The sequence below is a fragment of the Sphingobacterium bambusae genome, assembly GCF_033955345.1.
Lineage (GTDB): Bacteria > Bacteroidota > Bacteroidia > Sphingobacteriales > Sphingobacteriaceae > Sphingobacterium > Sphingobacterium bambusae.
This window is the reverse complement of the sequence record NZ_CP138332.1, coordinates 1,664,085-1,688,335: the sequence shown is the minus strand read 5'-3', so window position 1 is coordinate 1,688,335 and position 24,251 is coordinate 1,664,085. Positions and strand designations below refer to the sequence as shown.

Sequence of the window (24,251 nt, the reverse complement as noted above, 5' to 3'; positions counted from 1 at the left end):
GAGAAGATTGGACCGTGAATTTTTTGTCGCATTACTACTTTGAACGTTACAGCCCGCAATCGGAGACCGTGTTGGGAGGCTTGCTGCCCGACCTATTGAAGAATGTGGATAAGCAATATAATTTTCAACCACAGCGCGCGGAAGCGGTGCTTTTTGCCCTTCCTCAGACGCGCTGGATTTCTGAAGGATGGTACCGACATGTCGAGGTAGACAAGCTATTTCATAGCGCAAGCTTTTTTTTGGAACATTGTCATCGCTTGCGTAAGCAGCTCGATCCCATTGTACAGCATCTTCCAATTCGAGCATCATTTCTGGCGCACATTAGTATAGAGCTTCTTTTGGATCATTTGCTGATTGCGCATAATCGCGTAAATGTGCACCGTCTTTATGAGCATCTAGCCCATGTCTCCAAACCTACAATCGAAAAATACCTCAAATCGCTGGGAGAGGTTGACATCCCCCGGTTTTTGGCCTTTTATGAAGGTTTTCTGCAATCAAAATATATTTTTCAGTACGAAGACGTAGGAAATATCGCGCATGCACTTTTTAATATTTGCAAAAGAGTGTGGGGGTTCGAACAAAGCAATGACGATATTAATAGACTAACCACTTGCTTAATCACCTATAAACAGCAGTTTTTGGGTGATTATTTGGATATATTTCATTATATCCAAGATAATTTGAGCTAATTAGCTCAAATTTTACCACTTTTGTGTTCATTGAGCATGAAATTATTAACAATCTGATATGATAAATAAACTTTTCCGGAAGAAAAGCGTTGATCAAATTTTGCTGGATTCGCAAGAGGGTAGCGGGTTGGCTAAGGTGTTGGGCGTACGTGATTTGGTGTCGCTCGGCATTGCCGCTATTGTAGGTGCCGGTATATTTAGTACCATTGGTCTCGCAAGCTTTGAAGGTGGACCCGCTATTTCCCTGCTTTTTGTGTTTGTGGCTTTTGCTTGTGTTTTTACCGCTTTGGCCTATGCGCAGTTTGCTAGTACGGTTCCGGTTTCAGGCAGTGCTTACACCTATGCATACGTCGCTTTTGGCGAATTGTTTGCTTGGATAATAGGCTGGGCTCTGGTTTTGGAATATGCGGTATCAAACACCGTAGTCGCGATATCATGGTCCCAGTATTTCGTGTCTATGCTCGAAGGGTTCGGTATTTTTCTGCCGAAATGGTTAACCATGGCCCCCGGATATGCGCTGGATGCACATGCTAAGTTTCTTTCCGATGGGATGGATGCGCTGAATGCAGCAGATAAATCTGGGCTAGACGCATACTTGACGGCGCCCCGAATCGGCGACATCCCTATAATCTTCGATTTTCCTGCTGGCTTGGTGACGCTTTTGGTAACCTGGCTTGTCTACATTGGAATCAAGGAGTCGCAACGTGCTAGTAATATCATGGTGATGATCAAAGTAGGTATCATCATTTTGGTGGTCGTGGGGGGTATATTTTATATCAAACCTGATAATTGGACGCCCTTCGCACCAAATGGACTACGTGGTGTGATGGGGTCGGTTGCTGCGGTGTTCTTTGCCTTTATCGGCTTCGATTCGATATCGACGACAGCTGAAGAGTGTAAGAATCCACAGCGTGATTTGCCGCGAGCCATGATCATCTGCTTGATTATCTGTACGGTGTTGTATGTGGCTATCACCTTAGTGCTTACAGGAATGGTCAATTACACGGAACTTAATGTAAAGGATCCACTAGCTTTCGTTTTCAAATACGTCGGGTTTGATCATATGGCGGGCATCGTTTCCGTTACGTCAGTTATCGCTATTACCAGTGCCTTGCTGGTTTATCAGTTGGCGCAACCAAGAATTTGGATGACGATGAGTCGTGACGGATTGCTTTCCAAGCGATTTGCGCGTGTACATCCGAAATATAAAACGCCATCTTATGCGACCATTGTAACGGGGATTGTCGTGGCTATTCCCTCTTTGTTTTTCAAGATGGATTTTTTCGTCGACTTGACTAGTGTCGGTACATTTTTCGCGTTTATCTTGGTCTGTGCCGGCGTGTTATATATGGATCATGCCGGTTTATCGGCCAAGTCCAAATTTAAGGTGCCCTACATCAATGGAAAATACCTGATTGGCGCAGGCTTTGTTCTCGCTTGGATATTACTCTTCACTTATGCACAGGGGACGATAGATGAGTGGAAATCTCTTTCCTTCGCGGAGATTGTAGAACATAAGTCGTTGGTGCTGGTGTTTTGGCTCAGTTGGGTTCTGCTCGCGGTAATGGGATTCAAATATCGGTTTTCTTTATTACCTGTTGTGGGGATCTTGATAAACTTGTACCTGATGAGCGAACTTGGAGCCAGCAACTGGATAATCTTTATCCTTTGGTTGGTTATCGGCCTCGTGCTCTATTTTGCTTATGGATATAAACACTCTAAGCTGAATAAAACGACAAACTAAAAATAAGATTAGATAAAATAAGGGCGGCTTATCGAGATAGGCCGCCCTTATTGTTTTGTGACGTATACTTGTGGAGTTTGGCAGCAAAGAGGTAAATAAATATTTTACTGCCTTCCAATCTGCGAGCAACTAGTTCAGTCTTTTTAATTTGACTTCTTTCGTCGTTGGGATATTTAGCGGGACGCGCTCTAGGGTCACGAAGCTACTATCTAATCCAAAGCCTTTTTCCTCCGATAAACTGAAGCGTTTCAGGATTTTATAGATTTCTAGAATGATCTTTTCATGCCATCTAAGATCATGTGTTTTGGCAATCATCTTTTCAAGCACCACAAAGTTGAAATCGCCTGCTATTTTGTGCTTCTTCAAGGTTTCGTAGTTGCTGGTAATATCGATCTCTCCTTTTTCTACCATATCTTCAACAACCTTACGGAATAGTAGGCTGATGCGTTGTTCCTCTCTAAATCCGAGTTTGAAGTCTATTCGGATCAGTTTATTTGGGATGAGCTGCTCTACCGTGAATTCGCGCGTATGCGGATTGTCCATCACATCAACATGGACAAGCCAGTAGACGTCGGCGCGTTTGGGTTTTTTGTTGATAATGGAATAGATGATCTTCGATTCTATTTCATTTTTATTGTTTGCACTCGTCAAATACACCAAGTGAGAGGCAAACAGCGGGACAGATTTGTCTTCGCTAAGTTCCGATATGATCGGGAAGTAGTCCCGGATATCATTAAATCGAACGAAGCTGTTCTTTATCTTCCGAGCGCCATACCAAGAGAACATGGCGATGAACAGGGTCGTTGCCAGAAGCAATGTAAGCCATCCGCCGTGTGTTAATTTAACCAGATTGCCCGCTAAAAAGGAAACCTCAATAGTAAAGTAGAATATGGCGAACACGACAATCCAAATTTTTGGGATGTGCACGCGCGCCAAGAATATACACATCAAGATGGTCGTTGTAATAAAGGTTAAGTTGATTGCTAAACCGTAGGCGGCCTCCATATTAGACGATTCTCTGAAGACAGCAATGATAAGCATACAGCCAATATATAAGATAAGGTTAATCGACGGAACATAAAGCTGTCCCTTTTGGTCGCTCGGATAGCGGATGGAAACTTTAGGCCAAATGTTGAGCCGCACGGCTTCCGAAATAAGGGTAAAAGACCCTGAAATCATTGCTTGGCTGGCAATAACAGCGGCCATGGTGGCGATGGCGATACCATATACAACAAAACCTTCCGGCATGATGGCATAGAATGGGTTCTTTTCGCCCATTTGCGTGCCTGCATGTTGCATCAACCAAGCGCCTTGCCCAAAGTAATTGAGTACCAAGGTAAGCTTAACGAAAATCCAGCTAATGCGAATGTTGGATTTTCCGCAATGGCCCATGTCGGAATATAGCGCTTCTGCTCCGGTGGTACAAAGAAATATTGCGCCGATCAGGAATAGTGCGTTGGGGTGGTTGATAATGGTGGAAATAGCGTAGTAAGGGTTTAAGGCATAAAATACCTCGGGTGCATGTTTAATATACATGGCTCCCAAGATGCCGATTGTGCTGAACCAAATAAACATCATTGGGCCAAATATTCGTCCCACGATGGATGTGCCAAAGCGTTGAATAACAAATAAAAGGGTAATAATCATGACGACGATGGGCACAGTGGGTACCTGCGGATGTCGGATGGCCAGTCCTTCTATCGCGGATGAAATGGTGATCGCCGGCGTAATCATACCGTCAGCCAATAAGGTGCTGGCGCCGATGATGGCAGGAATGATCAACCATTTTGCTTTTTTTCTAACCAAAGAGTACAGCGAAAGAATTCCGCCTTCGCCTTTATTATCCGCATTGAGGGTTATCCAAACATACTTAATGGTGGTTTGTAGCGTCAATGTCCAAAAAACACAGGAGAGACTACCCAGAATAAGATCTTCCTCAATCGTTCCTTTGTTGAAAATAGCTTTAATAACGTAGAGCGGGGATGTACCGATATCGCCAAAAATGATACCTAGACTAATGAGTAAGCCTGCAAAGCTAAGCTTATGTGCATCGTGATGCTTATGGGTTTTCATTCGAAACAAAATTATCCTGCAAAATTACAGTAAATTATGTGCCAAACATATACAAAAATATACACAACGAATAATCTTGTTAAAAATTGTTAAATGGAAAATATTTTTTAAAAAATCATATGCTAGATGACGGTAAAACAATTAACTTTGTGAGAGAAGGTTTTAGATGTTGCGGGAGGAAATTGTGATTTTATACCAACTACCTATATCTACGTTTAAGAAAAATGAAAGGAATGATGAAGAAAATAGCTTTTGTTGCCTTTGCAAGCATATATATGCTGCAAGGAGTACAGGCTACGTCACAATCTTCTCGTATTTCTGCTAAGACCAGCTCTTCTCAATTTACGCTTTCCCATTTGCCCGAAGAAGATAGCGAAAAGCTTATCAATAATGTTAAGGTTTTCTACAATCCCGTTGCTGAACAGATAACGACAAACTTCAAAATGTCCAAGCCAGGTACGGTGGCCATCAAGGTAATGGATGCGCTAGGAAACGAAGTACTTAATCTAATGAACGGTAGATTAGACGCGGGTATGCAAAATTTGTCGTTTGACTCCAATGGAAAGTTGACCACGGGTGTTTATTTTGTTCGCGTCACCTCAGGCGCAGAGACCGTTGTTAAACGTATTTCTGTACGTTAAATCCCTGAAAATTTTATAAATTCTTTGTAGCGAATCGCAGTATACGAAAAGTATGCTTCTTTAACTTGTAAGCTTAAACCGTCGTTAGTGGTTCTTCTTCTACCCAAAGACCATCGTTTTTGATGATATCGATAAGCTCGTCAAGGGCATGTGTCGCGCTGACATTTTTCTTCACAACTTCCTTTCCACGGTATAGCGTTATCTTATCCGGTCCGGCACCCACGTAACCGTAGTCTGCATCGGCCATTTCTCCGGGACCATTCACAATACATCCCATAATGCCTATTTTCAGGCCTTTTAAATGGCTCGTGCGGCTTCGGATCATTTGTGTGGTTTCCTGCAGGTCGAAAAGCGTACGCCCACAGCTAGGGCAGGAGATGTATTCCGTTTTTGATATACGTGAACGTGTAGCCTGTAGAATACCAAAGGATAGGGAAGCTACCTTATCCGTTGGAGTAGCAGGAGAATCTATCCATATCCCGGATCCTAATTTGTCAACCAAAAGTGCTCCTAAATCTGTCGCTGCATAAAGCTGTATCTTCGAGATAGGTTCCTCCGGATCCATCACATTTCCGACAGGCCCAGAAAATTCATCGACGGCGTAAGATCGTTTGATGATGACGGGGTTATCTAGGCCGATAGTTTGGAAATTAATAAAAAATTGACGTTGATCGGCCATGCCATGTAGATGATCAGTTTCTAGCACAAACACAACCGTTTTGTCGATCTTCAGATCGGCAAACGCTTCACCTACAAAATCATTGTTTGAAATCCGAATGAGATTCAATACCGGATCATGTACTGTTGCCTGTTGATAGCTTATTAGGTCAAACAAAGGATGCTTATTTGCCTTGCTTTCCAATGTCACCCAAGTCTCGTAATCGTAAATCACCTTAAGGTTGCCAGGCAGCGTGAATGACGGTAAATTTGAGCCTAGATAAACGAAATCTACCGACTGATCGCCCATATGATATTTATCGTTTACGGCATCATAACGGTAGCCGACAGGATCCAACACGAAGGGATCTTTAAGATTCGAGGTAGAAATATCGACTACCACTCTAGGGACTAGTGCGCCTCCGATGAAAGCATTTACTTCTTTAGCTTCATAGGCGGCCGTGTTGCTGTGGTTAGCTAGGTTGACAATTTCTTGCGGTGCTTCCTGCTCCATGGCCACACGTCGCTTGGCATATCTATTGACCAATGCAATCGCCACTGGCGCCTCTTTTTCGGGTTCTTCAGTAAGTGAAACTCTGACGGTGTCGCCTAGTCCATCTTCTAATAGTGCACCTATGCCAACCGCTGATTTTACACGACCGTCTTCACCATCGCCGGCTTCGGTAACCCCCAAATGTAACGGATAGTTCATGTTTTCGGCCACCATTTTTTCGACCAAAAGGCGATATGCGCTGATCATGACCTGCGGATTGGAGGATTTCATGGAGACCACAAGGTCGTAGAACTTTAGATCTTCACATATGCGGATGAATTCAAGCGCAGATTCGACCATGCCTTCAGGTGTGTCGCCATAGCGACTCATGATACGATCGGAAAGAGATCCATGATTGGTGCCTATGCGCATGACCGTACCATACTCTTTACAGATGTTCACCAATGGCGAAAACTTCTTGTAGATACGTTCCAGTTCAGCTTCGTAGGCACTATCGGTATAATCGATTTGATCAAATTTTTTCTTGTCGGCGTAATTACCGGGATTGATTCGGACTTTTTCTATTAAACGCGCCGCTGTTTCAGCAGCGTTAGGGGTGAAATGTATATCGGCAACTAGTGGTACGTCATAACCTCGTGCTTTCAATCCACTTTTGATGAGGGCTAGGTTCTCTGCCTCCTTGATGCTAGGCGCGGTGATGCGCACATATTCACAGCCGGCATCTACCATACGTATCGTCTGTTCGATCGAGCCGATGGTGTCCATGGTATCGACGGTCGTCATGCTTTGGATACGAATGGGGTTATTTCCGCCCATAGGAATATTTCCAACCTTGACTTCCCGTGTTAAAAATCTGCTATATGTCGTTTTGGAGTTACAATACCCCCCTGCCAAATGAATTGCGTCTTTTGTCTCCATGCCTAGTCACAAAGTTAGCTATTTTTTATATTAATAGCGGGTAATTGTAAATGTATTGGCAGCGCCATCCAACTCGATGTCAAATTTCATGGTTGCTTCCTCATAGTTCGCGGTAAGGGCTTTTCCATTTTTCTTCGTTTTGAAGCCCTCGAAGGAATTTTTGGAAAGGATCGACGAATACTTTACGCTAATAGCTGCTTCTTTAGGGATGTTGAAATGTATCTTGGAAGCGCCTGTAGCAATGTTTATCTTGGATACCTCGGATTGCGGCATGCCTAATTTAAGGTTCATGTCGCTTGCACCTGTATTGATTTCTAAGTTGTTGAACCGAACGTTCGACAAGTCGCCGTCAATTGTGGCCGCTCCATAGTTAAACTCTAGATCCCATAATTGTTTTTCATTAATTTCGATGAATACCTTGCCTGTTTTTTTGTTGCTGTTGTTCGTTGGTTTGGCGTTTAGGATCACCCGTTGTGTTCCCTCTTCCACCTTCGATTGAATATTCATGCCCATGTTATCGTTTTCACTACGCGCGCTCACAAGTTTGGATGTGCTATCACCGCGGATTTCGAACTTCCCTGCGCCGCCATTGAATTCCAAGGATGCAGCATCGGCCGAGCTATCTATTTCGGTTTGAACGCTATTGAGCAGTTCCGCATCATCATCGAGGTCGCCGATCTTAATATCTCGGTTGTTGAAGAGTTGCGATGTCCAGTGACTCGAAGGGCTCGTTAAACCTACATAGGCAATCCAGCCTAGGAAAAGCACATTAGCAGCTATCTTAATATAGTTTCCATACATCCGGTTTTGGACCATCAAGTTTATACCCACAATGACGATCAGTAAAGGCCAATATTTGAGAGTAGCGATAAAGTTGAAGTTTATGACGTCAATATTATGCAACAGAAGAATGATGCCGATAAAGACGAACCAAATTCCGGAGGTGATTTTGTTTTCCATATTTTCTAATTCACTGTAAATATATAGGTCAAAACTATAACTTACTAATTTTTTATAAAACCAGTTTTAGGTTACTTTGTTAATATCTTCGGTAAAAGAAAGCATTGTGTCGGTGAAATTTCTTCCCCGCAAATGTGTATCTTGCAATGATGTTAATTTAAAGCGATAGGTACTCTATGATATTCCACCATTTTGGTAAGTATGTTTTGTTGTTGAACAAGGTTTTCAAAAGACCCGAGAAATGGAAGATATATATAAAAGAAATTTTTCATGAGATGAATGAGATAGGCTTAGGTTCGCTTGGGCTTATTGTGATCATTTCTACCTTTATTGGCGCTGTAATGACCTTACAGATCGCTTTTCAGTTGGTTTCTGACTTGATTCCGCCAACGGTCATTGGTCAAATCAATCGCGACTCGAATATTTTGGAACTCGGCCCCACCATTTCTGCTTTAGTGCTGATGGGCAAAGTCGGGTCGGCCATTTCCTCACAGATAGGCTCCATGCGCGTTACCGAGCAGATCGATGCGTTAGAGATTATGGGAATCAATGCACCGGGCTATTTGATATTGCCCAAGGTTATCGCTGGGGCCGTGATGGTTCCGGTGTTGGTTATTATTGCCATTTTTTGTGCGATTTCGGGCGGACTTCTTGGAGGCTCTCTCTCTGGTGCGGTGGCACCATCCGACTACATCCAAGGGATTCAGGGCGGCTTCAACGGTTTTACCGTGACCGTTGCCTTGGTCAAGGCTTTTGTATTCGGCTTTATTATTACTACGGTGCCGGCTTATATGGGCTTCTATGTACGCGGTGGAGCATTAGAGGTTGGTCAAGCGGGAACGAAAGCTGTGGTGATTGGCTGTATATCCATTCTCGCTTCCGACTACATTATTACCGCTTTGATGCTATAACATATGATTGAAATTCAGAACATAAATAAATCTTTTGGGGACAACCATGTATTGAAAGGTATTGATGCTATTTTCGAACCCGGAAAAGTAAGCTTGATTATTGGTGGCTCGGGATCAGGAAAAAGTACCTTGTTGAAATGTATTGTCGGCTTGCATGAACCGGAAGAAGGTAAGGTTTTTTTCGATAAAGAAGAGTTTACGGGCATGGATTTCGAACAACGGGTGCCCATTCGCCGAGAGATAGGGATGTTGTTTCAGAACTCGGCCTTGTTTGACTCTATGACCGTCGAGCAAAATATAGTGTTTGCTTTGGATATGTTTACGGACATGAGCCGGCAGGAGAAAATTGATCGTGCAAATTTTTGTTTGGAGCGGGTTAACCTGAAGGATAAGAATAAACTGTATCCCGCAGAACTTTCGGGTGGGATGAAAAAAAGGGTGGGCATCGCACGCGCCATAAGTATGAACCCTAAATATCTGTTTTGCGATGAGCCTAACTCAGGGCTCGATCCTGCAACATCCATTCTAATCGACGAACTGATCCAAGAGCTTACCGAGGAATACCAATGTACCACTATTGTGGTGACGCACGATATGAACTCGGTGATGGGTATAGGTGAATATATTCTGTTTCTCTACAAAGGTGAAAAATTCTGGGAAGGATCTAATGAAGAGATGCTCCGCTCGGACGTGCAGGAACTGAATGATTTTGTTTTTGCCAGCCCATTGATGAAGGCTGCGCGGTCAACAATTAAATAGGCGAATAGCATACGATTTGATAAGTAGCCGTTAAGTTCATATTTTTGTAGACTTATTTGATTCCACGGGATGTTTTCATACGTGGATTTTTTTAACTTTTGAATTTTAACTTTTGGCTTCAACAACAACTATTCAGCTGCTCACTCCGCAACATTGGGCTGACTATGAACTTATCGATTGCGGTGATTTTGAGAAATTGGAAAGGTTCGGCGATTTAATCTTAATTCGTCCCGAACCGCAGGCTGTTTGGCCGAAAACATTGTCCGAATCCGAGTGGACTAAAAAGCACGATATCCGTTTCAAAGGGCGTTCTGCCACTTCAGGCGACTGGTTGAAAAAAGATCCCAAGCTTAAAGATCGTTGGCATATAACTTACAAAAATAACGATGTTGCCATTAAGTTCCGTTTGGGCTTGACATCCTTTAAACACGTTGGTATTTTTCCCGAGCAGGCTGTAAATTGGGATTATATCTCGGAATCGGTGAAGTCTTTTAAAACGGAGCAGCCAAAAGTGCTCAATCTGTTTGCCTATACAGGAGGGGCTTCATTGATTGCTAAGGCCGCTGGAGCAGATACGACACATGTGGATTCCATTAAACAGGTGGTAACCTGGGCCAATGAAAACCAAGAGCTTTCCGGTATCGATAACATTCGCTGGGTGGTTGAAGATGCATTGAAATTTGTAAAGCGCGAGTTGAAAAGAGGGAATAAGTACAACGGTATTATTTTGGATCCACCGGCCTACGGACATGGACCTAAGGGTGAGAAATGGAAGCTTGAAGACCATATCATGGAGATGATGCGCGATGTGGTACAATTGCTGGATCCCAAAGAGCACTTCTTGATTTTAAATACATACTCCTTGGGCTTTTCTTCCGTAATCGTGGAGAATTTGATCAGGACATCGTTTCCGGCTGTAGAGAATCTGGAAATCGGCGAACTTTACCTGCAGGCCACCGCTGGTGTTAAACTTCCGCTTGGCGTTTTTGGTAAATTCCGCAAAGTAGCGAAGTAAAGTGTTTGGTAGCTGTTGTGAAGACTGCCCTTGCTAACATTAGCGAAAAATATAAAAAATGGGACCTTCATACGTGAGGTCCCATTTTTTTATACCAGTTGCATTTTCAGCAATTGCTCTTCGAAGGCTTTCAACCCAGAGAGAAATGAAGGAACGTTTAAAGAACCAAGTTTGCTGAGTGGATTGCTAAGTGTGCGGTAATAGCTTATACCGTCGAGCAGCTGTGCTTTAAATTTGTCGACGAACTTTATTTTTTTAGCATCATGCGCCACTTCTTGTATATAATTACGAAGATAGTCTACATAAAGCTGTAGCTCATTAATGAACAGATTGGGGCGGTTACGTAGTTCGATAGGTACTCTTCCATAGATGTGATCGACCATTTGTTGAAGGGAGTAGATGCCTTGAAAAAACGCCGTGTTGGGACCTGGACAGATGGCGACGGCTGCGCTCTCTTTTGCTTTTTGTATGCCGTATTTTGTATAAGCTGCCGTTGCCAAGCCTTCGCAAAGACAGGTCTTCTCGGTGATTTTTTCGAATGCCTTTTGAAAGTCCGGCGCAGAAAGCTCTCTTGTTTCCAACTCTTTTATCTTAGCATGTTGATACACGCGAGCGGCGGTGCAAATGGGCTCTGCGGAGAATTCTGTGTTGGTGATGAGGTATTTTTTGGTGCAGGGACTTCCGGGGCGGCCTTTTTTTATGCGCAGGATTCGTTCCTGTTCGGCACTACTTTTCTTGAAGTTGTTAAAAGGCACGCCAAGTGGTGATGCGTTGCTTAGGTAGAAGTCTTCCTTTTCCGCCTGTACAAGAGCATCCAAGGTTTTCTCGTCGACGGTCGTGGCTTCGGGAACCAATAGGAATGGCGATCCCCAGCCGGCGCTATCGAAGCCGTAATAGGTGAGGAGAAATGACTGTTCGTCGGCGGTGCCTATACCTCCCTGTACGGTGAATCGTATTTTTAGGTCAGCAAGTTGGCGACATCCTTTTTTGGCTAAAGCTTCGTTGTAGATCGTAGATAGTTCTGCTAACAGTTCTTCTTTCTTCTGTTTAAATTCCTCCAAAATAGGACCTAAGAGATAACCGTCCGTCGCAAAAGCATGACCGCCACAGTTTAGTCCCGATTCCACGCGGAACTCGGAAACCCAAATACCTTTCTTGGCTAGGTATTTGGCTTGTATGTTTGCCGACCGAAAATCGGATACTTTCAATGTGATCTTCTTTTCCAGTTTTCCCGCCTCGTTGGGGAGAAATGCCGGGAGCTCGGCGAGGTAATTGTAAAGACGTGGGTTCATGCCTGCAGATAGTACAACAGAAGAGGTGAGCGTAGAATTGGCGAAACCACGAAGGGCAGCAGAGGCATCCGAATACTTGTCTTCAAGCGTATGGCCGTGTTTATCGACGTTCATTTTGTCTACTTTCGACATAATATTTACATCGATATCGCCCGGCTGCAAGAGTTTCTTAAGTTGGCTGGCGAATGCATCTCTTTCATTTCCTTCCTCCAGTTGAAGCATGGCAAGATAGATCTGCTTTTCCGCACTCTGGCTTGGAAGGAGCTCATAGTACTTGTTTAGATCCGAACCGATGGCAAATCCGCTGTTCTTCATTCGATTTATGTCGGCATCCACCAATTGCTTGACTAAATCGAGGTAGGCTGTTATCCTTTTTGCTCGATAGTCGCTTTCATTTTTTGAAATTGGCTGCGGTTGCTCGCCGCTTTTCGCTAGATAGAACAAGCGTATCCGCTCGATTAGCTCGTCGTCGACAATGGAAAGAACCGAATTGATACCGTATTTGGCCACCTTAATCGGCGTGTCTATGGAAAATGCCAGTCCTAATACTGGAATGTGGAAACCATGTTTCATATCGCTGTAATATAACCGCGAAATACGGAAAATACAGGCAAGCATAAAATAATGGAGCCCTTAGGAAAAAATGATATCAATCATTTTGTTCGCCAATGGTTGGATTTGAGCTTGCACAAAATATGCTAGTCGCGTGCTGGCATTTATTTTTTGCAACACTCAGGATCATGCTACCAAGCGGTGATCTTGATGATATTTAAAGCCGCTTATTCAAAGACGATGGTTTTGTTTCCCTGCCGCATTACACGATCCTCCATCAGCAGCTGTATGGCGTGGCTGAGCACAGCTTTTTCAATTTCCTTTCCTGCTGTTACCAAATTAGGAACATCATAGCTATGGTTGATGGATTTTGTACGCTGCACGATAATTGGTCCCTCGTCAAGGTCGTTCGTCACAAAATGTGCGGTGGCACCGATAATTTTCACGCCACGCTTGTGCGCCTGTCGGTAGGGGTTTGCACCAATAAATGCCGGTAAGAAGGAGTGGTGTATATTGATCAGCTTGTTTTCAAAACGGGCAACGAAGCTAGGCGAGAGGATGCGCATAAACTTCGCCAGTACAATGTAATCCGGCTGGTAGGGCTCGATGATTTCGGCTAACTCCTGTTCGAACTGTTCTTTGCTTTTTTCTTCGTGCGATACCAAATGGTAGGGGATGTCAAATTTTTCAGTAAAGCCCTTCAAGCTGTCGTAATTGCCTACAACCGCTTTTACATCAGCATTAAGCGTTTGGAAGAAATGACGGACGAGTATGTCTGCAAGGCAGTGGTGCTCTTTGGTGACCAATACGACTATCTTTTTTTGGCGATCGGGATTTATGGTTACGAGTGCCTGTGCGGGTAAATTGGATAGGAGGTCTTCTTGCAATGCGGGAATCTCGGCAGGTACGCCGCTGCAGACCACACGGAGGAAAAACTTTTTGTTCTCCTCGTCCACAAATTCACGCATGGTGACGATATTAAGTTGATGTTTGGCAATGATCTGGGCGATCGCCGCCACAAGTCCAACGGCATCTTGACATTGGATGAGAATTAAGGTTTGGTTGTACATGTTTTCTGTGCGTAATAGCTACAACCTCTAGGAGGCTGCAGCTGCTTTTGCGAGTTCTTCTTCTAAGTCGACCTCTATGCGGAGGTTTTCGACGATATGTCTTTGACGCTCTGGTGTGTTTTTTCCCATGTAGTACTCCATCAGTTGCGGCAATTTGTTCTCTTTGGATAAGATAACGGGATCCAAACGGATGTCTTTGCCAATGAAAAGACCAAATTCCGATGGTGAAATCTCGCCCAAACCTTTGAAACGTGTGATCTCTGGCTTGCCTCCAAGTTTCGCGATGGCACGCTGACGCTCCTCGTCAGAGTAGCAATAGATGGTTTCTTTTTTGTTTCTTACTCGGAAAAGCGGTGTCTGCAGAATGGAAACATGTCCTGCTTTTACCAAGTCTGGGAAAAACTGTAAAAAGAAGGTTAATAGCAGAAGCCGAATGTGCATCCCATCGACATCGGCATCGGTAGCCACAACGATATTGTTATAGCGCAATCCGTCCAATCCATCTTCGATATTCAAAGCATGTTGCAGTAAGTTGAATTCTTCGTTCTCATAAACGATCTTTTTGGACATACCGAAAGAGTTTAGTGGCTTTCCCTTTAGACTGAAAACGGCCTGGGTTTGTACATCACGCGATTTGGTTATCGAGCCACTGGCAGAGTCACCCTCGGTGATGAATAATGTCGTTTCCTGATTGCGTTCGTTCTTATCGTTGAAATGTACCTTACAGTCGCGTAGTTTGCGGTTGTGTAACGAGGCTTTCTTAGCACGTTCATTCGCCAATTTCTTGATACCGGCAATATCTTTACGCTCCCTTTCCGATTGTAATATCCGCTTCAGCAAGGCATCTGCTGTATCTTGGTTTTTGTGCAAATAATCATCGAGTGCCTTTTTGATGAAATCGTTGATGAAGGTACGCACAGTAGGTCCATCTGGACCGATACTTTGCGAACCCAATTTTGTTTTCGTTTGCGATTCAAAGACAGGCTCCTGCACTTTTATGGCAATAGCGCCGATGATCGATGATCGAATATCGGCTGCATCAAACTCTTTTTTGTAAAATTCACGAACGGTCTTCACAAGAGCCTCCCGAAAGGAAGCTTGATGCGTTCCTCCCTGCGTGGTATGTTGTCCGTTGACAAACGAATAATACTCTTCACCATACTGTTGTCCATGTGTAAGCGCAATTTCGATATCTTCGCCTTTCAGGTGGATAATTGGGTAACGCATAGATTCGGTGTCTATATTACGCTCCAAAAGATCTTTAAGGCCATTTTCAGAAATATACTTCTGACCGTTGAAATTGACCGTTAGACCCGAGTTTAGAAAAACATAGTTCCAAATCATGTTCTCTACAAACTCTGTGCGGAACTTGTAATTGCGGAAGATGGACTCGTCTGGAAAAAAACTGGTTGCGGTACCATTACGTTGCGACGTATCTTTTTGCTCATCGGCAACAAGCTCGCCGCAAGAAAATTGTGCAATCCGGGTAACGCCTTGGCGATAGGACTGTACAACGAACTGGCTAGATAAGGCATTGACCGCTTTTGTACCCACACCGTTCAAACCCACTGACTTTTGAAAAGCTTTACTGTCGTACTTTCCACCGGTATTTATTTTGGATACTACATCCACAACAGAACCAATAGGGATGCCACGACCATAGTCGCGCACAGCCACCTTGTTTTCGTGAACGGTAATGTCAATTGTCTTTCCAGCTCCCATGACAAATTCGTCAATAGAGTTGTCGACAATTTCTTTCAACAGCACATAGATACCATCGTCATAGGCAGAACCATCGCCTAATTTACCAATATACATACCTGGACGCAGGCGGATATGTTCTTTCCAGTCTAGTGACCGTATGCTATCTTCGTTATATGTCGTCATGTAGTGTTACGCTAGTTTTCTTCGAGAACAAAAATAGAAAAAAAACCGAAGGATGCCTATGTTCAAAAAAGACGATATCCCTAAAATTTGCTATTTTTTATACATTTTATGAATTACGGTACGGTTTTTTCTGCTATTTGATGGCTTTGCCAATTAAAATAAGCAACACACATTTATGGAACATGAAATAGAAGAAAAATACCAGATTGGGCAGCCGGCTTCATGGATCGATCTGACATCCGACGAAGAGCTGCTTTCCCGTATTGTGGAAACAGATTTTTCCCAACAGCAATATGACGATGGTCGGGATTTTTGCTATTTTCTGAAGAAAGTACAGTACACGGACGATACGCAAAATGCGGAGTACAATCTGATGGCCTATTCCATTCAACAACCGGGAACCTTAGATTTCGCCTCTGTCAACGAATATGTGCTCTATCCGGCTGAGCATATCGTTTTTCACCGGATTTCAGTCCTGCGCGATGGTCAACTGATTGATAAGCTTCCCGATACTCGGTTTAAGGTGCTGGATCATGAAAACCAAAGTGTGGATGGTGTGATTAACAGTTCAAAAAAGGTAAACGTCAGTATTAAGGACGTGCGACTCTACGATATCATTATCGTAGAAGATACCCGAGTTTTGACATTTACAGACAAAGATTTCTTGCGTAAGGCCTGCTTTAAATATATTTGGTTCAGTCCGGATGTATATTGGGGTTACGGTAGCTACTCCTTTGATTTGATCAATAAGCGTTCGCAACCCATGGTCTACAAAAAGCTTTATTTCAGGGATACAATGGGCGAGTTGATGCCTGTTGAACAAGGGCAGATTGCAGCGGGCGAGACCTTCTCGTTGCGATTTGAAAACTACCTGAATGCGGTGGACGTTAACCGAGAAGTTTTTCCTTTTATTGATTTTGCCACCGATCAAAGCTACGAACAGTTGATGGAGCTGGTTTATCCACATTATGAAGCGGCTTTGAAAACGAAATCACTGCAGGATTATGCAACAGATCTCGTGGCAAAGCTTGATGCCCTAGGTGACGACATAGAAGGAAAAATACAGCTTGCTATAGAATATGTGCAAAACAACGTACGCTATATCTATAACGAAGAGGAGATGCATGGTCATAAGCCGCAGGATCCTTGGGTAACGTACGAATTTAAGCAGGGAGATTGTAAGGCGAAGACGGTACTGCTGAAGACGGCATTGGCCTATCTTGGAGTAGAATCAGAAATTGTGTTGGTAAATTACAACGCCGACTTTTATTTACGCCAATACCTGCCATCACTTTTCAACTTCAACCATGTGATCTTGAAGGTGCTGAACAACGGTGAAGAGCATTTTGTTGATGCCACCTACAGGGATGAGTACGGAACCCTTGAAAACCGTTCATTCATCAGTTTTCTAAATTACCTCAGCCTGAATCCGACGAGTACCATTCAACAGCGCGAAGGATACAAATACCCCAACTTTGCGATCTTTGATGACGTTCTATTTGATGTAACGAACGATGTAGGCAAGCTTTCGATAAAAACCACCTATCGCTATAGCAGAGCTAACGCGATGCGCCGATATTTTAAGAATACCAACAAAAAAGCTGTTGTGGACAATACGAATAATTTTGTCTTCGGTTGTCTTGATCTTGTCGATAATGAACTCTCTAATGACAAAAGAGAGATTTTTAAGGATGCAAACGTACAAATTGTCAGCGATGATAAAATAAATAATGTGTTTGTAACTGAATACACAACGATTATCAATAATCCTTACTATATAACTGGCAACGGACGTAAATATCTGAAATACTATGATTCGGCTGTCGTAAAGCAACAGCTACGCGACTATGTGCAGAAAGATGTGAGTTTTTGGCAATCCTTTGATTCCGAAAAATATCGTGTTACCATTCGATGTGATAAACCTATCGAGCAGCATGATGAGACGACAAATAAACAAATGAATGTCGATTACGAACTTTTTAAATACAGCTTGAAAAAGAAAGTCAACAAGTTTGAAGCGGTAGCCGACATCGAGTTTATTCCCCTGTCGAACGTAGAGGTGGCCGTTGCTGATATACCATCCCTTCGGGAGAAGTATAGCGGAGTAGGTAAGAGCGCTTATGGTTTGGGCGTAGCTATAGCGAAACCTTCGTTTCTGGATTCGCTGAAATCATGGTTCAATAAATAAAAAAAGGGAAGGAGCATTGCCGCACCTTCCCTTTTTTGTATACTTTTTTGACTTATCTTCCGAAATCGTCTTGTACGCGCACGATATCGCTTTCATCGGATGGGTTTTCGCTATCCGTATGTTGCCATATTTCTGCTACCACACCATATCCCTCTAATCCAATAAGGCGGTGTCTTTCGCCTTGTGACAAGCGTATAAACTCGCCTACACTTAGGCGCTTCAATTCATTTTCTTCATCGGTGGCACTGGTTACCACACCTACTTCACCTTGCGTTACGCGCCAGATTTCCGCTCTGCGGTGGTGGTACTGCCAAGAAAGGCGTTTGTTCGGGGCAACAATAAGAATTTTTGGGCTTAATTTGCCAGATATTTTCAATCCTTGTACATCTAATCCATCGAAGTACTGATCTGCAAACTGCTGCGCCTGATCTTCATTGATCACAAAAAAACCACCCCAAGGTCTCGTTTGGTCGATATTGTCGATCTGGAAACCTTCGTTTTTTAATTTCTCTTCAATTTGGCTAAATAATTCGCCTTTATCAATATGTTCTGCCATGTCTTGTGTATTTGCGGTGAAGTTAGCGGTTTTCCCAAAATACACAAAATAAAAAGGCGCTTTAGGAAGCAAAAGGCTCAAAATATTGCGTTGGAGCCGTTTTACACCGCTTATTTGCTGCTGGGATTCACAATAGTGGCGCTGTACGTCTCAGGGAACGGATAGATATTGTTATCTTTGTCCCTCATTCAATAATCAGGGATACATTCATGGGACAGCCAAAAGTTGACGATAAAAATATAGCCTTTATGCAGGCCGTTTCGTTTGTTAATCAAACTAATCAACATTTGTTTTTGACGGGAAAAGCCGGTACGGGAAAGACGACCTTTTTAAAGTATATACGCGAAAATTCATATAAGAAAATGGCGGTCACAGCGCCGACAGGTGTAGCCGCAATGAACGCTGGCGGCACAACCCTGCATGCTTTATTTTGGCTTCCTTTCGGTACGTTCATCGAAGATTATCCCTTAAAATGGGACGAGCAAGACGGTAATATTTATAATAAAAGCAGACTGTTTTCCACCATCAAGCTTACAAAGCAGCGGCGTGCTATTTTGCAAGAATTGGAGCTTTTGGTGATTGATGAGGTATCGATGGTACGGGCGGATACGCTGGATGCTATCGATGTTATTTTGAAATCTGTGCGGCGGGATATGCGTCCTTTCGGTGGTGTACAGATGTTATTTATTGGTGACTTGTACCAATTACCGCCGGTGGTGCGCGATCATGAGTGGCAATTGCTGCGTCAGCACTACAGCAGCCCATTTTTCTTCGACGCAAAAGTCCTGCGTGAGCATCCTCCCGTTCTATTGGAGTTGAACAAGATTTATCGGCAGAATGACAGTGATTTTATCGGCCTACTGAACAACATTCGAAACAACGAGTGCACGCCACAGGACTTGGAATATCTTAATTCTCATTACCAAGAAGGCTTCTCGCCAAAAGAGGGCGAGCAATTTATTACGTTGGCTTCCCACAATAAGCTTGCTGATAGTATTAATCAAGAACAATTGATTCAGCTTGGTGGAACACTTCATAATGTCAAGGCAGTGGTGAAAGACGAATTTCAGCAATCGTCCTATCCTGCGGAGGAAACACTGCCCTTGAAGATTGGTGCACAGGTGATGTTTATCAAAAATGATAGCGGTGAAGATAGAAAGTTTTTCAACGGAAAAATCGGCGTCGTAAAGGAGCTCCAGTTTGATAAGCATCAAGTTATTGTAGGTTTTAAGGATGGTTCGGAGGATGTCACGGTACGACGGGAGACATGGGAAAACATCCGTTATAACTATAACAAGGGAGAGGATAAGATCGAAGAAGAGGTGATGGGCACATTTTCCCAATATCCGCTACGCTTGGCCTGGGCCATCACGATTCATAAAAGCCAAGGACTGACTTTTGATAAAGCTGTTATCGATGCCGGTACGTCCTTTGCTGCGGGGCAGGTTTATGTAGCGCTGAGTAGGCTTACCGGCTTAAGCGGTCTGGTACTAAAATCAAAAATTCCGCAGCATTCTATACGCACGGACTTCCAGGTGGTTGATTTTATGCAGCGTATGCAGGCTGGAGATGAAGTCGCTAAAGTGCTGGAGCTCTGCCAGCGCCATTATTTAGGACAGATTTTGTTGCAAAGCTTTCGGTGGACGAGCTTGTTGGAGGTCACGCTGGATCTCCGCGAGTCCTTAACAAAACGTAATATCGATAGCAAGGATGCAGCGTTGGCCTACTTTGAAAGATTGATCGCTGCGCTTCAAGAACAGGAGAAGGTTGCCAACAAGTTTATCACACAGTTATATGCCATGCTTCGGGATAAAGAGCAATTGGATTACGGTAAAATTTGTGAGCGTACACAATCGGCCGTAGGCTGGTTTCTGCCAAAATTTGATGTGAATGTTCTTCTCACAACACAAGAACATATCGAAGAATGGAAGGTCAAGAAGAGAACAAAAAAATATATCGAAGAGTTACGTTCGTTGTTGCTCGATTTCAGGCGTAAGAAAGAACAGCTTACGCATTGTTTGACGATTGCAGATATCTTGACCAAGGAAGGCGATCTGTCCGGCGTTGTGGATTCACTCCATGCAAAGGAGAAAACTAAAGATAGTAAGATTAAAGTAGCGAATGACGATGATACTATCAAAGATACAAAGGCCGTTTCACTTGATATGTTTATGGATGGTTTGAGTATCGAAGATATCGCCAAGAAACGTGATATGGTGGTGGGTACGATCTATGGGCACCTTATTAACTACGTAGGGCAAGAAGTGGATGCTACCGACCTAATTGCGGAAGATAAACTCAATAGAATACTGGACGTGATTCGCCAAAATCCAGAAAAATCATCTTCGGAACTGAAAGTTATGCTCGGTGCAGATTTCGATTATCCCGATATAAAAATCGGACAGAAAGTTTTGGAACTAGCTGCAGATTAATTGTTTGTTTCTTTTTTAGAATAAATCTAAGAAAGCCGGAGTGTGCAGGATGGTTTCTGCATATTAAATCCTATCTTTGAGTCCTTTTAGTTTGCTGATGGAAGAAAAAAAGGGAAGTAAAGCGAAGAACAAATGGTTGGTCTTCACTTCTATGCCTATACAGATGGGGGTGACCATCTACCTGTTTTACCGATTAGGTGCCTGGTTGGACGTTCGCTATGCGGTAGAAGGTGGATGGTGGATGAAAGGTCTAACCATGTTGGGGGTTATCGTGTCTATGTATCAATTTATAAGACAGGTCAATTATTTAAATAAGAATGAATAAGTACGTGAGATTTGTGGGTTTACTGTTGCTGATAACAGTATTGGGGTATGGTGTTCAAACTTTGGTGTTACAAAAATTAGGTGTTGAAAGCCAGTGGGGGCAGACGGACTACACGTTGCTCGGGATTTACACGTTTGGATTTGTGGCTTCTCTGCTGGTAGCTGTACTTTTATTGCTGACAGATTTCGCATTGAAAAACTACCTCAGCTTCGTGTTTTTAGGTTGCATTTTAATTAAAGCTGTGGCGAGCTATCTATTTATTCAATCCGGTCTAAATTTATTTGAAAATGACTTTTTAGAATTAAACTTTTTGGTGGCGTTTTTTATCTTTTTATTGTACGATATTTTTGTGGCCTATAAGCTTGTAAATCAAGATATAAGGGTTGTTGAAAAGTAAATCTATAAAAAGTTCTAACATTTGTTAACAAATGCCAAATAAAGTTGTATTTTTGCGCAAAATTTTTTATCATTCAATAGTAAATCGAAAATGGTGAGTCTTAAAAGAGCACTTTTATTTTTTGCAGTAATCTTCTTTGCTGTTGCCCCGTTTGACACGCTTCGTGCTGCTGAAGAAGCACATCATGGTCATGGCGAGGAGCCTAAGTCCCAAGCGGATGAAATTCAGGAATACAGTCAGCATCACTTGCAGGACGATTATTATTTTTCGTTGTTTACCGATAAAAAAGCGGGCAAGCACTACGGCTTTCCTTTACCTGTAATCTTGATCGATGGCGGTCTTAAGGTGTTCTCTTCTGGAGAATTTCATCATGGCGAAACGGTTGTGGAAAAGGATGGTCAATACTATGCGTTGCACCACGGCAAGATCTACAAAACGGATGCTGCTGGAACATTGACTTTTGATGAGCATCATCACGCTACGAACGCGAAGCCGTTGGATTTTTCAATCACTAAAAACGTTGTTGGTTTATTTTTGGCCGCTGCACTTTTATTTTGGGGATTCATCAGCCTTGCTGGAACCTACAAAAAAGGGCCAAATGCTTTACCTAAGGGATTAGGACGTGCTTTGGAACCATTGGTGCTCTACGTTCGTGATGAAATGGCTATGCCTAACATAGGTCATCGTTACAAAGAGTTTATGCCTTACCTGTTGTCAGTTTTCTTCTTGATTTTTACATTAAATCTGTTAGGCTTGACGCCGCTAGGTTTTAACGTGACGGGAAATATCTCGATAACTTTGTGTTTAGCGTTGTTTACATTCTTGATTACAAACTTTAAAGCAAATAAGGATTACTGGAAACATATCTTTTGGATGCCAGGCGTTCCTGTTCCATTTAAATTTGTCTTAGCACCTATCGAGGTGTTGGGTATGTTCACAAAGCCCTTCTCGTTGATGCTTCGTCTTTTTGCGAATATTACGGCTGGTCACTCTGTTGTTATGGGACTTATTGCTATTGTATACTTATTCCAGCAACAGTTGACTGTTCCAGGTAGTATCGGTGTATCGTTGGTTTTGACCTTGATATTAACCTTTTTGGAACTGTTAGTTGCATTTTTACAGGCGTTTATCTTCACGATGCTATCCTCTCTATTTATCGGGATGGCAGTCGAAGAGCACGCACATCACTAAGCATTTTTTGTTAAATTTTATATTATAAATTCATTACTATGTACAACTTAATTGGAGCAGGTTTAATCGTAATCGGTGCAGGTTTAGGTTTAGGTAAAATCGGTGGTTCAGCTATGGAAGCTATCGCTCGTCAACCAGAAGCAGCATCTAAAATTCAAACTGCAATGATCATCATTGGTGCCCTAGTAGAAGGTTTAGCATTCGGTGCTTTAATCTTAGGTAAATAATCCAATGTACCGTACAGGGCACCTTTTGCAACGGTTGGTTGCGAAAGGTGCTCTTTTAAAGAACAAAAAATAACATCTTATATTTAGACTATATAATACAATGGAAGCATTAATTAATCAGTTCTCGTATGGTTTGTTCTTCTGGCAGGTTATCATTTTATTGATCGTAATCTTTATCTTGGGTAAATTTGCTTGGAAGCCAATTATCAATGCTTTGGAAGAACGTGAAAAAGGTATCTCCGCAGCATTGGATTCAGCTGAGAAAGCCAAGTTGGAGATGGCTCGTTTAACGAACGAAAATGAGCAGTTATTGAAAGAAGCACGTGCAGAGCGTGACGAGATCCTGAAAGAAGCGAAAGAACTTAAAGATAAGATTGTTTCCGAAGCTAAACACGAAGCACAAGAGTCTAGCAAGCGCATTTTGGAGCAAGCGAAGCAGGAAATTGAAGAACAGAAAAATTTGGCTTTAGCTGAAGTGAAAAATCAGGTTTCTTCCCTTTCTTTGGATATTGCTCGTAAAGTGTTAACAAAGGAATTCGAAGACCAAGGTAAACAAGATGCATTTGTGGCGGACTTGTTGAAGGATGTTAAATTAAACTAAGATTGAAGAGCGATCAAGCTTTTTTAGTTTCTATTTTTTTAATTTTTAATTTAATAAAATGTCAATTTTTACAGTTGCCTCCAGATACGCAAAATCACTTCTTGAACTGGTACAGGAGCAGGGTAACTTAGATGCCGTGAAGACCGACGTGGAGCAGATCATTGCTGTCCTTAAATCTAATACGGAAGTCCAAGCTGTTCTCAAAAATCCGATCATAAGTGGTGATAAAAAACGTGGCGTTTTGCTAGCCCTTTTTGACAATAAGGTTAATCCGCTTATCGTTTCCTTTTTTACGATCTTGGTCAATAAGGGCCGTGCGGCAATTCTTGTCGATATTCTGCAAGAGTTTATTCGTGAATACAACGTCGTGAAAGGTATCGTAAATGCAACGGTTGTTTCGGCGACGGCATTGTCCGAAGAAAATTTAAAGAATATACAGGCGAAGATTGCTTCGGAAATTGGTGCTCAGGTGTTGTTGAAGAACAAGGTTGATGCATCGGTTATCGGTGGTTTCGTCATTCGTGTGGGCGATAAGCAGATCGACGCAAGTATTGCAGGTAAATTGCAAAAATTGGATAAATATTTTGTAAGTCAAGGCGTTTAGTCGCTGCGGCTTTTTGGAAGGTAAATAAAATCAAAAACCCCTTATAAT

21 protein-coding genes are annotated in these 24,251 nt (G+C 42.8%); 14 read left to right on the top strand and 7 right to left on the bottom strand.

All coding sequences use genetic code 11. The annotated features are described in order from the left end of the window. Nucleotides 1–14 precede the first annotated feature (14 nt). Together SCB77_RS07270 and SCB77_RS07265 are read left to right on the top strand one after the other, a co-directional pair. Nucleotides 15–689 (top strand): ACP phosphodiesterase, encoded by a 675-nt coding sequence (locus SCB77_RS07270; RefSeq protein ID WP_320185771.1) that lies wholly within the window; start codon nucleotides 15–17, stop codon nucleotides 687–689. Between the two features lie 58 nt (nucleotides 690–747). Next, entirely contained in the window at nucleotides 748–2,433 is a 1,686-nt protein-coding gene (locus SCB77_RS07265; RefSeq protein ID WP_320185770.1) for an amino acid permease, read from the top strand. Nucleotides 2,434–2,562: 129 nt separating this feature from the next. On the opposite strand, the gene SCB77_RS07260 is transcribed toward SCB77_RS07265, so the two are convergent. Continuing rightward, nucleotides 2,563–4,506 (bottom strand): KUP/HAK/KT family potassium transporter, encoded by a 1,944-nt coding sequence (locus SCB77_RS07260; protein WP_320185769.1) that lies wholly within the window; start codon nucleotides 4,504–4,506, stop codon nucleotides 2,563–2,565. A gap of 233 nt (nucleotides 4,507–4,739) precedes the next feature. Here SCB77_RS07260 and SCB77_RS07255 point away from each other — a divergent pair, with 233 nt between their 5' ends. Next, nucleotides 4,740–5,147, top strand: a complete 408-nt coding sequence (locus tag SCB77_RS07255) for a T9SS type A sorting domain-containing protein (RefSeq protein ID WP_320185768.1) — start codon at nucleotides 4,740–4,742, stop codon at nucleotides 5,145–5,147. Between the two features lie 73 nt (nucleotides 5,148–5,220). On the opposite strand, the gene ispG is transcribed toward SCB77_RS07255, so the two are convergent. After that, the gene (gene ispG, locus SCB77_RS07250; RefSeq protein ID WP_320185767.1) at nucleotides 5,221–7,236 is read right to left on the bottom strand and encodes a (E)-4-hydroxy-3-methylbut-2-enyl-diphosphate synthase; all 2,016 of its coding nucleotides are present in this window, start codon (nucleotides 7,234–7,236) and stop codon (nucleotides 5,221–5,223) included. Between the two features lie 30 nt (nucleotides 7,237–7,266). Next, entirely contained in the window at nucleotides 7,267–8,196 is a 930-nt protein-coding gene (locus SCB77_RS07245) for a LiaI-LiaF-like domain-containing protein (protein ID WP_320185766.1), read from the bottom strand. Between the two features lie 176 nt (nucleotides 8,197–8,372). Between SCB77_RS07245 and SCB77_RS07240 the strand changes: the two genes are divergently transcribed. From SCB77_RS07240 to SCB77_RS07230, 3 genes are all read left to right on the top strand, one after another. Then, nucleotides 8,373–9,107: an MlaE family ABC transporter permease gene (locus SCB77_RS07240; protein ID WP_320185765.1), complete on the top strand. Its 735-nt coding sequence runs from the start codon at nucleotides 8,373–8,375 to the stop codon at nucleotides 9,105–9,107. 3 nt (nucleotides 9,108–9,110) lie between these two features. After that, the gene (locus SCB77_RS07235) at nucleotides 9,111–9,866 is read left to right on the top strand and encodes an ABC transporter ATP-binding protein (protein ID WP_320185764.1); all 756 of its coding nucleotides are present in this window, start codon (nucleotides 9,111–9,113) and stop codon (nucleotides 9,864–9,866) included. A 112-nt stretch (nucleotides 9,867–9,978) separates the two neighbouring features. After that, a complete protein-coding gene (locus tag SCB77_RS07230; protein ID WP_320185763.1) occupies nucleotides 9,979–10,881 on the top strand; it encodes a class I SAM-dependent methyltransferase in 903 nt (300 codons plus the stop codon). Between the two features lie 89 nt (nucleotides 10,882–10,970). Here the strand turns inward: SCB77_RS07230 and SCB77_RS07225 are convergent, their stop codons facing one another. The 3 genes from SCB77_RS07225 to SCB77_RS07215 form a co-directional block, all read right to left on the bottom strand. Then, nucleotides 10,971–12,746, bottom strand: a complete 1,776-nt coding sequence (locus tag SCB77_RS07225; protein ID WP_320185762.1) for a hypothetical protein — start codon at nucleotides 12,744–12,746, stop codon at nucleotides 10,971–10,973. Between the two features lie 206 nt (nucleotides 12,747–12,952). Beyond that, a complete protein-coding gene (gene purU, locus SCB77_RS07220; protein WP_320185761.1) occupies nucleotides 12,953–13,795 on the bottom strand; it encodes a formyltetrahydrofolate deformylase in 843 nt (280 codons plus the stop codon). Nucleotides 13,796–13,822: 27 nt separating this feature from the next. Beyond that, the gene (locus SCB77_RS07215) at nucleotides 13,823–15,682 is read right to left on the bottom strand and encodes a DNA topoisomerase IV subunit B (RefSeq protein ID WP_320185760.1); all 1,860 of its coding nucleotides are present in this window, start codon (nucleotides 15,680–15,682) and stop codon (nucleotides 13,823–13,825) included. Between the two features lie 175 nt (nucleotides 15,683–15,857). On the opposite strand from SCB77_RS07215, the gene SCB77_RS07210 reads away from it, so the two are divergent. After that, the gene (locus tag SCB77_RS07210) at nucleotides 15,858–17,870 is read left to right on the top strand and encodes a hypothetical protein (protein ID WP_320185759.1); all 2,013 of its coding nucleotides are present in this window, start codon (nucleotides 15,858–15,860) and stop codon (nucleotides 17,868–17,870) included. Nucleotides 17,871–17,922: 52 nt separating this feature from the next. Here the strand turns inward: SCB77_RS07210 and SCB77_RS07205 are convergent, their stop codons facing one another. Continuing rightward, nucleotides 17,923–18,426, bottom strand: a complete 504-nt coding sequence (locus SCB77_RS07205) for a cupin domain-containing protein (protein WP_320185758.1) — start codon at nucleotides 18,424–18,426, stop codon at nucleotides 17,923–17,925. A gap of 209 nt (nucleotides 18,427–18,635) precedes the next feature. Between SCB77_RS07205 and SCB77_RS07200 the strand changes: the two genes are divergently transcribed. From SCB77_RS07200 to atpH, 7 genes are all read left to right on the top strand, one after another. Beyond that, entirely contained in the window at nucleotides 18,636–20,858 is a 2,223-nt protein-coding gene (locus SCB77_RS07200) for a helix-turn-helix domain-containing protein (protein ID WP_320185757.1), read from the top strand. A gap of 97 nt (nucleotides 20,859–20,955) precedes the next feature. Further along, entirely contained in the window at nucleotides 20,956–21,183 is a 228-nt protein-coding gene (locus SCB77_RS07195; RefSeq protein WP_320185756.1) for an AtpZ/AtpI family protein, read from the top strand. 13 nt (nucleotides 21,184–21,196) lie between these two features. Further along, entirely contained in the window at nucleotides 21,197–21,580 is a 384-nt protein-coding gene (locus SCB77_RS07190; protein ID WP_320185755.1) for a hypothetical protein, read from the top strand. Nucleotides 21,581–21,670: 90 nt separating this feature from the next. Continuing rightward, a complete protein-coding gene (gene atpB, locus SCB77_RS07185) occupies nucleotides 21,671–22,771 on the top strand; it encodes a F0F1 ATP synthase subunit A (protein ID WP_320185754.1) in 1,101 nt (366 codons plus the stop codon). 38 nt (nucleotides 22,772–22,809) lie between these two features. Further along, entirely contained in the window at nucleotides 22,810–22,998 is a 189-nt protein-coding gene (atpE, locus tag SCB77_RS07180; protein WP_028070619.1) for an ATP synthase F0 subunit C, read from the top strand. A gap of 100 nt (nucleotides 22,999–23,098) precedes the next feature. Then, on the top strand, nucleotides 23,099–23,599 hold the full coding sequence (locus SCB77_RS07175; RefSeq protein WP_320185753.1) for a F0F1 ATP synthase subunit B: 501 nt from the start codon (nucleotides 23,099–23,101) through the stop codon (nucleotides 23,597–23,599). 58 nt (nucleotides 23,600–23,657) lie between these two features. Continuing rightward, the gene (gene atpH / locus SCB77_RS07170; RefSeq protein WP_320185752.1) at nucleotides 23,658–24,203 is read left to right on the top strand and encodes an ATP synthase F1 subunit delta; all 546 of its coding nucleotides are present in this window, start codon (nucleotides 23,658–23,660) and stop codon (nucleotides 24,201–24,203) included. Nucleotides 24,204–24,251 lie beyond the last annotated feature (48 nt).